Raw genomic sequence first — 12,363 nt, 5'->3', positions numbered from 1 at the left:
GGAAAAAATGGCAGATGTTTCTTTAAAGCTTTCAGCAAAAGATATCTATGAAAAAGATTTCGAAAAAACTATGGCCCGTGGTTATCGTCGTGAGGAAGTAGATGCTTTTTTAGATGATATCATTACAGATTATCAAAAAATGGCTGATATGAATAATGAAGTTGTAAAATTGTCTGAAGAAAATAACAAATTAAAAAAAGAAGTTGAAGAATTAAGACTAAGAGTGGCAACAACAAGACCTTCTGACAATAAATCGTTTTCTTCAAACAACTCAAGTTCATCAAACAATAATGTTGATATTTTAAAAAGAATTTCAAATTTAGAAAAAGCTGTTTTTGGAAAGTAATCTAACTTAGCTTAATTAATGAATGTTATCAATTGGATATTTTTTGTGTAATAATAAGTATTCAATTAACAACAGATATTCTTTAAAAATATCTGTTATAGTATAAAAAATTATGATATAATCGCAAAAGTGATATTTTGGGTAATCGCTATAGAAATATAGAGGAAAGTCCATGCTCACACAGTCTGAGATGATTGTAGTGTTCGTGCTTGATGAAACAATAAATCAAGGCATTAATTTGACGGCAACGAAATAACCTAAGTCTTATGATATGGTTAAATTAGTTTGAAAGTGCCACAGTGACGTAGCTTTCATAGAAATATGAAGGGTGGAACGCGGTAAACCCCTCGAGTGAGCAATCCAAATTTGGTAGGAGCACTTGTTTAGCGGAATTCAACGTATAAACGAGACATCTTTATTCGGAATATAAAGATTTGTAGACAGATGGTTACCACCGACGTACCAGTACAACTAGTGTACGTTATGAGTACAACGGTACAGAACATGGCTTACAGAAATATCATGAACTAGTTTAGCTCTCCCATTGATTGGAGAGCTTTTTATTTTTTTACTCATACATAATAAATTTTGTTAACATATAAATATATCTATAAAAAAGGAGAAAACGTAATGTTCCAATTATTAGCAGTTTGTCCAATGGGATTAGAAGCTGTTGTAGCCAAAGAAATCCAAGAACTCGGTTATGAAACACAGGTTGAAAATGGACGTATCTTTTTTGAAGGTGATGCTAAAGCTATTGTGCAATGCAATTTATGGTTACGCACAGCTGATCGTATTAAAATTGTTGTAGGCCGTTTCAACGCTACAACATTTGATGAACTTTTTGAAAAAACAAAATCGCTACCTTGGGAAAACATTATTGATAAAGAAGGGCAATTCCCAGTTCAAGGTAGAAGTGTTAAATCAACATTATATAGTGTACCTGACTGTCAAGCTATTACTAAAAAAGCGATTGTTGAACGTTTAAAAAAAGCTTATGATGAAAAAGGCTGGTTAAATGAATGTGGTGCTAAATACCCTGTTGAGGTAGCTATTTTAAAAGATAATGTATTATTGACTATCGATACCTCAGGTTCAGGTTTGAACCGTCGTGGATATCGTATTGCTCAGGGGGAAGCTCCTATTAAAGAAACGTTGGCAGCGAGTCTGGTACGACTTGCCAATTGGAAGGGAGATACGCCTTTTATAGATCCTTTCTGTGGTTCAGGTACTATTGCCATAGAAGCATGTTTAATCGCTCAAAATATTGCACCAGGCTTCAATCGAGATTTTGTTTCTGAAGAATGGAATATTATGCCTCCCAATATTTATGATGATATGCGAGATGATGCTGATCAACAAGCTAATTACGATAAAGACATTCAAGTATTTGCATCAGATATAGATCCTGAAATGGTTGAAATTGCTAAACGTAATGCTAAAGAAGTCGGCTTGGCAGATATAATCCAATTTAGTGTTAAAGATGTGAATACATTAACAATTGATACCGATGAATCAGTAGCTTTAGTTGGAAACCCTCCATATGGTGAACGAATTGGAGATAAGGAAGAAGTCGAAGAAATGTATCGTTATATTGGTAAATTAATGAATCAACATTCACATTTATCAACTTACATCTTGACTAGTAACAAGGAATTTGAATTTTTAGTTAATCGAAAAGCTACTAAAAGAAGAAAATTATTTAACGGCTATATTGAATGTACTTATTATCAATATTGGGGTAAAAAGCCAACTACTATATAATTTTTATTAAATTTGTAAATTTTTCTTAATGTAGCTAATAATATTTAATTAATTTAATCAATTCATTAGCACTCTTATTATTACTGATGTAAAGTGATAGTAAGAGTGTTAAATATAGATACAAATACATAAATTTATATACATCTTAGTTAGGAGAGAAATAATATGCAAACAGTATTAATAATAGGCGCAAATGGTAAGGTCTCTATCGAGGCTACTAAAATATTTTTAGAGGATTCTAATTTTAATGTAGATTTATTTTTAAGAAATGCGCATCGAATTCCTGATTACGCATCAAATCGAGTAACAGTTTATGAAGGCGATGCAAAAAACTCAAAAGATTTAGAGCAAGCACTTGATAAAGTTGATGTTGTATTTGCTAGTCTATCTGGTTCATTAGATATCGAAGCACAAGCTATTGTAGATGCTATGTCTAAAAAAGATGTTAAACGATTAATCTTTGTAGCTGCCCCTGGTATTTACGATGAATTACCAGCTAAATTTAATGAATTTAATAAATCTCAATTTGGAGAGAAATTGACAAAATATCGTAAAGCTGCAGATATTATTGAAGCATCAACATTAGATTATACAATTATTCGTCCAGCATGGCTTACATTTAAAAATGAGACAGATTACGAAGTTACATCGAAGGATACTCAATTTAGAGGAACAGAAGTTTCAAGACGCAGTATTGCAAGTTTAGCTGTACGTATAGCGAAAAACCCAGAATTATATTCTAAAGAAAACATAGGTGTTAATAAACCAAACACTGATGGAGATAAACCAGCTTGGTTCAATTAACTATTCTTTATATTTGTTTCAAACTATTGTTGTGATAAAATTTAATAAATAGGTAGCGAGTCAGAAATAAAAATTAAAGTTTTTACTTTAGTAAGTATAATTTTTGTTGAATAAACTTAAACAGTATATTTAATTTTAAATCTGCCTACCCGATTAAGAATAGCCTGTTACATTAAGTATGTCTCAGGCTGTTACTTTTTTATTTGAATGTTTGAAACAAAGGGGACTTAGCATGGCTAATAATGAACAATTAGATATTTTATATAAATTAAAAAAAGAAGTTGAAAAATCAAAAAATTCAACTTTAATACATACTATTAATCAAGTAATAAAAAAGGTATATTTAAATCAATATACCGCTTCTTTTGTTGGTCACTTTTCAGCGGGGAAATCTACATTAATTAACTTATTATTAGAACAAGATATTCTTCCAAGTTCACCAGTACCTACCACAAGTAATACTGCAATCGTATCAGTTGCAGACAAACAAGAAATTATAGCTAATTTAGAAAATCAACAATATACAAAATTAAAAACATATGATGAAGTCAAAAAAATGAATCGTTTAAATGTAGATGTAGAGTCTGTTGAAATTAATTTTCCTTCTTCAAAATTCAAAAATGGTTTTACGCTTCAAGATACACCTGGGGTAGATTCAAACGTAACTACACATCAGTCTACAACTGAACAATTCATGTATACAAGCAACATTTTGTTCTATACAGTAGATTACAATCATGTACAATCTGCATTAAATTTTCAATTTATTAAAAGAATGAATGATGTAGGTATACCAGTCATTTTTATCATTAATCAAATCGATAAACATAATGAAGATGAAATTACTTTTGAAACTTTCAAACAAAGAGTCAATAAATCAATAGAAGATTGGGATATTAAACTTACAGATATTTTCTATGTAACAAAATTCGATCATCCCGAAAATGAACTTTCACGTCTTTCTCAATATTTAATACAGAATGATAATTATAGAGAACCTATTGAGGATTATGTAAATCGTACAGTTAAGTTTATTACAGAGGCTCAATTAGGATATATTCAAAATGAACTACAAGATATTCTAGAACAGCTTAATATAAATGAAGATGAATTTGAACAAGCCTATGCTAAATTTCAACAAAATCAAGCCGTTAGTGAAGAAGCTCGACTCTTAAATAATCCTGATCAATTATTAAGTTTTTTAAAACAAAAGCGAAAAGATATATTAGATAATGCATACATTATGACACATGACATGCGTGAAGATATTAGACATTATCTTGAAAGTATGAGTGATGATTTTAAAGTTGGCGGCTTTTTAAACAAAAAGAAGAAAAAAAAAGAGGAACAAGAAGCACGCTTACAGAATGTTGTTTCTAAACTTCAAGACAAAGTTAATCAACAAATTCGACAACCCTTACGAGAGGACATGTCATTTTTAACACGTTTTATTAATAACTCTGAAGTTAATCATGATGTATTAAATCAACATTACGAAATAGATTCAAGTTTAATTTCCAATTTATATCAACCTCAAACGAGTATAAGTAATACTTATGTACTTACTTTTAGTGATGAAGTGCTTAAAGCTATTACTAATTTTGTAGAAAAACAATCCAATCCGTTATTTAATCAAGCGATTGATCATACACAAGCGCAAGGTTTAACTGAAGAAACTAATGATGATCTACAGATATATGAGCATTATATTGAATTACAAAATTTAAAAGAATCTCTAACAACTAAAAATTATCAACATTATTATATCCATATGGATGACTCTTTAGATAAATTAATAGGAAGAACTGAAGCAAACTATATTTTAGAAAACAATGATCAAGTTTTAGAAAAAGATGAGAGCGCGTCTGATGAAAATTTAAATGAGCGTAATACTAAAAAGGTTAACATTCAAGAAGCATTAAACATTATTGAACCTGTACCATTATTTGATAGAACAAAAAATGATATTAAAGATACATTAGAACGATTAGAAAATAAACTTGTCAAAATTGGTGTATTTGGTACATTCAGTGCAGGAAAAAGTAGTTTAATTAATGCCTTATTAGGTGGGCAATACTTAGTAAGTTCACCAAATCCTACAACTGCAGCTACGACTGAATTATCTTACGGTGAGGATAGTCAAATCACACTTAAAACTGAAGAACAACTATTAAATGAACTTAATCAACTCATTGAATACCATAATGTTTCTTTCGAATCACTCGAAGCATTTGTCCAATCTGATGTACCACAATTAAAAAACAAATTAGAAAAGAAGCAACTTGCTTTTGTAAGTGCAGTTCACAAACATTTTTCTATATATAAAGATATGTTGGATGAAGGTATGAAACATACGATTTCTCAAGAGGAAATAAAAAAATGGAGTGCTGAAGATGAGTTTGCTACTTTTGTTAAAACCGTGCACATCAATTTACCATTAGAATGGTTGAAAGGAAAAATAATCGTTGATTCACTAGGCTTACATTCAAACAATCAACGTCATACAAACGAAACTGAACAAATTTTAACTTCATCCGATTTAATTTTATATGTGAGTTATTTTAATCATTCATTTACAGATAATGATAAAAACTTCATCGAACATATGAAAGAGATGAATCAACTTAATGAAAATCAAGCATTCAAAATGGTTATCAACGCTGTAGACCTTGCTGAAAACAGTGATGATTTAGCTGCGGTAAAACATTACGTTAAAGATGCTTTAACTCAAGTAAACTTGAAGTCAGATATCTTTGGTGTTTCAAGTAGAAAAGCATTGAGAGGGAACGATGAAGGTATTAATCAGCTGCGTCATAGCATTGACCAATTTGTAGAAGTTGATTCAAATATAATTTTAGAGCAACAAATGGTTAAACAACTTGAGCAAATCAATATTTCTTTCGAAGAGATGATTCATGATTATAAAACTAACCAATCTCATATTGAACAACGTCAGCATCAATTGAAGAAATATCAAAATGAACAAAGGTTACCAAATCAATTGCTATTTACTACAGAACAACATACTAATAATGAAGTTGAAGATCAGATTTATCATTTAAATGGCAGATTAAAATTACAATTATTGGATGATGTTAAAAGTATATTTAATAGTCAGATGACTCAAAATAGTGATTTTAATGATGAAAAGAAAATTTCTTCTAAAGCATTTTTAGATCAAATACATCAACGACTATATTTAGAACAAAGTTTATTAGTTGAACGAATCAAGAAATATTATAACCGTCAACTTAGCGAACAAGTCGCACCGACAATCCAAAAATTAAATCAATTGCATGTATTTATTAATTCAGATTTTTCAATTATGCCTAATTTTACTGAAAAGGCATTCTTGCGTGTTGATTTAAATGACATGATTAATGCTTTACCTAAACAATTAACGAAACGTCGAATTTTGAACCCAAATACTCAACGAGAGTTACAAGAACAAATCAGTTCAAATACGTTGGAGTTATTACAAAATCAAATTAGTGAATTTAGACAGGCATTGATTCAGTATGTTGCTTCGATGAATAAAGAAACTGAAGAGAAATTTGCGCAAATTGAGGATGCAATTCAAGATCAAATCGATGAATTATTATCATTTAATTTAGACAATACATTAATCGAGCAATTACGTATTGCGAATCAAAAATTAAACGCACTATTAAAATAGAAGGAAGGCACAAAATATGAAAAATCGTGTCCTATTAGTAGATGGAATGGCTTTATTATTTAGACATTTCTATGCTACAAGTTTACACAATCAATTTATGTATAATTCAAAAGGTATACCAACTAACGGAATTCAAGGTTTCGTTAGACATATCTTCACAGCAATAAATGAAATCAATCCTAGTCATGTAGCTGTATGTTGGGATATGGGACAATCCACTTTTAGAAATGATATGTATACCAACTATAAGCAAAATCGTCCAGCACCACCAGAAGAGCTTATTCCACAGTTTGACTACGTCAAAGAAATTTCAGACCAATTTGGATTTATAAATGTTGGAATGACTAATTATGAAGCTGATGATGTGATAGGAACTTTGGCAAAAACATTTTCTGATAATAACGAGGTCCACATCATCACTGGAGATAAAGACTTATTACAATGCATTAATAATAATGTAGAAGTTTGGTTAATAAAGAAAGGATTTAATATTTATAATCGTTATACTTTAACTCGTTTTAATGAAGAATATCAGTTAAATCCACAACAATTAATTGATATTAAAGCATTTATGGGTGATTCTGCAGACGGATATCCTGGTGTTAAAGGTATAGGTGAAAAAACAGCTCTTAAATTAATTCAAACCTATGGAAGTGTTGAGAATGTATTATCCAATATTGAACAATTGACTCCTGGACAACGTAAGAAAATTGAAGCAGATAAGTATAATTTAACTTTGTCAAAAAAGTTAGCCGAAATATTTACTGATGTGCCACTAAATAGCATGGAAATTTATAGAGATATGGCTTATGCACATTCACTTAACCACATACTTTCAATTTGCAACGAACATGAACTTTATGTTTCTGGAAAATATATATCAACAAAATTATAATTTAGTACAAAGACTCAAGACCTATAATGTGTTTTGAGTCTCTTTTTTAACTAATTTATAACGATTCTCAATATTTATATTTTTTTATTTTATTAAATTAAAATCTATTTCACACTCAATTAAATTAATGATATTATTAAATAGAACAACTACTGAATTGTTCATTTCATAATGATAATTGAAATTAACACCCGAGAGGAGTTGTGAAACTTTTGTCGAGCAATTTTTTATGTTCTAATGACTGAAAAAATTAAGACAATAAATATGGTAACTTAATTATCAATCCATTTGATATTGAGCTATGTGTTATCGGAATTACTTTTTCAAAACTACTCATAACATCAACATCAAGAATATACAACATAGAATAGGAGAGAAGCACATCAATGAATCATCGAGATAAACTGCAAAAGTTCAGTATTCGAAAGTATGCAGTGGGAACTTTCTCAACATTAATCGCCACGTTAGTATTTTTAGGAACGCATACTGATCAAGCCCATGCGAGTGAATATACCAATACGACAGTTGAAAAAGCACAGCAAAGTACTGAACCACAAGCATCCCGAGACAATAATAGTAATCCAAATGATGCAATAACAATTCAAAATGATCAAACTCCTGATCAAGCTGCAGAAATCAATAAGCAATCAAAAGAAAATGACAAGATAACTACAGAAAAAAATGCAATAGAAACTCAAACAAGCGAAAAAGAAATTACTAATTCGACATCAACATCTATTAAAGAAAAGATGGAAGAAAGATCGCCAGTCACTAAAGATGAAAAAACAAATGAACTGAAAGAAAAATCTTCATCGATCGTAGGGACGCAATCTTCGAATCAAAGTAACCATGATGATAAGCTAGACACATCTAAAGAATCTAAGTCGGATAACAAACAGAAAATTGATGACAAAAACATTTCTAAACTGACTAATCTTACTCAAGAAATTCAAAGTAAATTATTAGAAGTTGAAACTATAGAACCTTCAAATCCTCATATTGAAGAAGCGAAAAAATTAATTGTAGAAAGTAGTCGTTTCACTCAATCTAGTAATGTCTCGCAACAATCACTTCTAGAATTAGTTACAAGATTAGAGCGAACGCGTAATTCATTAGCAAATGTGATTACTCGTTCTCATTCAGGTAAACGCGATCCAAGAAACGGTCAACAAATTGAAAAGGGTACTAATTTTAGATTTACAACTTTAAATGGTCGTTGGAATGCCGGTAGAAACGTCATTGTGTACCAACGTAACTATGCCTCATTACCTGATGGTAGGGCGTTAGGTACTGGTCAACAAGTTAATGGTGTGGAAAATATTACATCTAGAAAGACCGTAATGCGTGCTTATTATAAACGTGATGGAAATTCAAAATACTTAGTTTATGATGTTTTCTTCAACAATGATGGATTTAATTTCATTCCACGTGGTTCTCAACATCGTCTAGGTATGACATTGCTATTACCATATAAAGTAATGAAATTAAATTCAGATGGCTCATTTTCGAGTGATTCAGTTAGAAATCTATCTTATACCGCTTATGAAAGAAGAAGTGGTAGTAACAGTCTATTGAGTGAGTCACCGAGCGATTTTATCATCGATCCAGATAACAGTACTCAAATGTTTGATATGCTAAATAGCAATCAACATGACTTTGGTCACACAACATTTTATCTCAGTTATGGTGTTCGTCCTGGCAGAAGTTATAATTCTGATGCGAACGAATATTTCCACTCAAATAGAAATAATCCTGATTTGAGAAGAGCAGTCGAAGACCAAAGAGGCATTTTCAGTGGTTGGAACTATGGAATTGGTATTCAAGTGGATCCCAACCATCCAGAAGGTGCAAATCGCGCTTATCACATGCATCTTGAAGTTAAATTAAGAGATAATGTGACGAATGCAGAATTGGAAAACGCTTGGTCATATGCCAACACAGCAGCAATGGGTGGTACAAGTAAAACTGCCTATACTGTTTTATCAGGTCGTTTATTACCTGAAGATAGTGCATTAACTTCTATCGAAAATCAGCCGCCATTAAAACCAACTATTAACTCTAATTTAGTAGGTAAAGCAACAACAACTTCTGTCATCGACGTTTCTACTGATCCGAGTACTAAAGTAGAAATTTTCGATAAAAATGGCAATAAAATTGGTACAGGTACTACAGGTTCTAATGGACATGCTTTCATTACACCAACTCGTCCTATACCTGAAGGTAATGTCACTGCAAAAGCTTATAATCACAGTGATGAATCAAAAGTTTCAACATCCGATCCTAAATTAGCAACTGACACGATTCCACCTACAACACCAGTCATTAACACTCGATTAGTATATAAAGCTGGTACATTAACACCTATTGATGTTTCTACTGATCCAAACACACATGTTGCATTAATTGATAAAAATGGACGTATTTTTGGAGCAGGTACAACGGATGCTAGTGGTCATGTGATTATTACGCCAGATCGAGTTATTCCTGAGGGAAATGTGACTGCGAAAGCTACAGATAATGCTTTACATCCGAATAGTTCTGTTTCGATTCCTGTTCAAGCGACAACACTTATACCTGTAATGAAACCAGTCATTAACACAGATGTTGCAGGTAAAGCTTTCTCTACACCAGTTATCGACATTACATCTACACCAAATACGCGAGTAGAACTATTAGATAAAAATAATAATGTCATCGGTCGTGGAATTACTGGTTCTAATGGACATGTGAATATCACTCCAGATCATTATCTTTTCGAAGGTAATATCACTGCAAAAGCATATGATCAAACTGATGCAACTAATAATGCAACATCTGATCCAAGACACGTTACTGATACAACACCACCTAGAAAACCAGTAATTAATACTAATTTAGTAAATAAAGTGGGTACGAGAACACCTATTGATGTTTCTACAGATGTTATGACTAGAGTGGAAATTTTTGATGAAAATGGAAAAAGTTATGGTTTAATTCTTACTGGAATAGACGGCCACGGTATTGTTACGCCAACAGCACCACTACCTTTAGGTAAAATCTACGCACGCGCTACAGATGGTGCAGAGACACCTAACTCAATAGACTCTGATCACGTATCAGTAACAGATACTATTCCACCAACAGTTCCAACTGTCGATACAGATTTAACTGGTAAAGCAACAACTTTAACACCGATTACTGTTACTACAGATCCAAATACACGAGTGGATTTAATTGATAAAAATGGGCACATTATAGGTACAGGTACGACTGACGGAAATGGTCATATAATAATCACTCCTACAACACCTATTGTAGAAGGTAATGTGATTGCCAAAGCGTATGACCCTGCTAACAACGTTTCAACGTCTGCACCTAGAAAAGCGACGGATACTACACCACCAACTAAACCTAGAGTCACTTCACCATTAGTTGGAAAAGCAGGTACGACTGATCCGATTACAGTTACAACTGATCCGAATACGAATGTTCAATTATTAGATAAAAATGGGCAAATCATAGGTACCGGAACAACAGATAGTTCAGGTCGAGTGTCAATTACACCTACAAGACCTATTCCGGAAGGTAATGTCACTGCCAAGGCTATAGATAATGCAGAACATCCGAATAGTTCTACATCTGATCCGGTTAAAGCAACTGATACAACGCCTCCAACTAAACCTAGAGTTTCAACACCACTAGGTGGAAAGGCGACAACTTTAACACCAATTGAAGTTATTACGGACCCTAATACGAATGTTCAATTATTAGACAAGGATAACAATGTTATTGGTTCTGGGACTACAGGTGCTAATGGACATGTCACTATAACGCCAACTCGTCCTATTCCAGAAGGTAATGTTACCGCCAAGGCTATAGATAATGCAGAACATCCGAATAGTTCTACATCTGATCCAGTCAAAGCAACGGATTCGACGCCACCGACTAAACCTAGAGTGACAACACCTTTAGCTGGAAAGGCAACTACTAAAACACCGATTGAAGTTATTACGGATTCGAATACAAGCGTACAACTTTTAGACAAAGATGGTCGTGTGATTGGTTCGGGTACGACTGGTGCTAATGGACGTGTTACAATCACGCCAACTCGTCCTATTCCGGAAGGTAATGTAACTGCCAAGGCTATAGATAATGCAGAACATCCGAATAGTTCTACATCTGATCCTGTCAAAGCGACGGATACGACACCTCCAACGGAACCTGTTGTGACGAATGATTTAACTGGTAAGGCAACGACTAAAACACCAATTACGGTGACAACGGATCCAAATACTCATGTTGATTTACTTGATAAGGATAACAACGTGATTGGTTCGGGTACGACAGATAGTACTAGTCGAGTTACGATTACACCAACGGTGCCTATTCCTGAAGGTAATGTACGTGCTAAAGTAACGGATAACGCAGAACATCCGAACAGTTCACTTTCTCAACCGAAGAAAGCGACGGATACAACTCCTCCAGGTAGCCCAATTGTTAATACTGATTTAACTGGTAAGGCAACAACCAAAACTCCAATTGATGTGTCTTCTGATCCGAATACTCGTATTGAGTTACTAGATAAAGATAATCATGTCATTGGAACGGGGACTACAGGTGCTAATGGTCATGTCATTATTACGCCAACTCAACCTATACCGGAAGGTAATGTAACTGCGAAAGCTTACGATAATGCGGAACACCCAAATGTCTCAACTTCTGCACCTAAAAAAGCGACAGATACGACTCCTCCGACGGAACCTGTTGTGACAAATGATTTAACTGGTAAGGCAACGACTAAAACACCAATTACGGTGACAACGGATCCAAATACTCATGTTGATTTACTTGATAAGGATAACAACGTGATTGGTTCGGGTACGACAGATAGTACTGGTC

Annotated in this window: 6 protein-coding genes and 1 other RNA gene; all 7 read left to right on the top strand. The window is 32.8% G+C overall.

What is annotated here, in order from left to right; all coding sequences use genetic code 11:
* Positions 1 to 7 precede the first annotated feature (7 nt).
* Positions 8 to 346 (top strand): cell division regulator GpsB, encoded by a 339-nt coding sequence (gene gpsB, locus BB045_RS07155; protein ID WP_037550412.1) that lies wholly within the window; start codon positions 8 to 10, stop codon positions 344 to 346.
* A 133-nt stretch (positions 347 to 479) separates the two neighbouring features.
* Positions 480 to 863, top strand: an RNA gene (rnpB, locus tag BB045_RS07150) — RNase P RNA component class B.
* Positions 864 to 976: 113 nt separating this feature from the next.
* Positions 977 to 2,110 (top strand): THUMP domain-containing class I SAM-dependent RNA methyltransferase, encoded by a 1,134-nt coding sequence (locus BB045_RS07145; RefSeq protein WP_070839651.1) that lies wholly within the window; start codon positions 977 to 979, stop codon positions 2,108 to 2,110.
* A gap of 165 nt (positions 2,111 to 2,275) precedes the next feature.
* Entirely contained in the window at positions 2,276 to 2,914 is a 639-nt protein-coding gene (locus BB045_RS07140; protein ID WP_037537074.1) for an SDR family oxidoreductase, read from the top strand.
* A 232-nt stretch (positions 2,915 to 3,146) separates the two neighbouring features.
* Entirely contained in the window at positions 3,147 to 6,590 is a 3,444-nt protein-coding gene (locus tag BB045_RS07135) for a dynamin family protein (protein ID WP_070581691.1), read from the top strand.
* 16 nt (positions 6,591 to 6,606) lie between these two features.
* Positions 6,607 to 7,485, top strand: coding sequence for a 5'-3' exonuclease (locus BB045_RS07130; RefSeq protein WP_070581693.1), 879 nt, complete (start codon positions 6,607 to 6,609; stop codon positions 7,483 to 7,485).
* Positions 7,486 to 7,871: 386 nt separating this feature from the next.
* Positions 7,872 to 12,363 (top strand): YSIRK-type signal peptide-containing protein (locus BB045_RS07125; RefSeq protein ID WP_075140624.1); only part of this gene is annotated, 4,492 nt, incomplete at its 3' end.

Origin of the sequence: Staphylococcus sp. MB377 (assembly GCF_001922505.1) — a bacterium.
In the GTDB taxonomy this organism is placed as follows: Bacteria; Bacillota; Bacilli; order Staphylococcales; family Staphylococcaceae; genus Staphylococcus; species Staphylococcus haemolyticus.
The sequence above is the reverse complement of the archived record's forward strand: the minus strand, read 5'-3'. Positions and strand labels throughout refer to the sequence as shown.

Bases quoted from the DNA above. Each gene is read 5' to 3' on its own strand.
- BB045_RS07135 (WP_070581691.1), top strand. From the start codon at position 3,147: ATGGCTAATAATGAACAATTAGATATTTTATATAAATTAAAAAAAGAA.
- BB045_RS07130 (WP_070581693.1), top strand. From the start codon at position 6,607: ATGAAAAATCGTGTCCTATTAGTAGATGGAATGGCTTTATTATTTAGA.
- BB045_RS07140 (WP_037537074.1), top strand. From the start codon at position 2,276: ATGCAAACAGTATTAATAATAGGCGCAAATGGTAAGGTCTCTATCGAG.
- BB045_RS07145 (WP_070839651.1), top strand. From the start codon at position 977: ATGTTCCAATTATTAGCAGTTTGTCCAATGGGATTAGAAGCTGTTGTA.
- gpsB (WP_037550412.1), top strand. From the start codon at position 8: ATGGCAGATGTTTCTTTAAAGCTTTCAGCAAAAGATATCTATGAAAAA.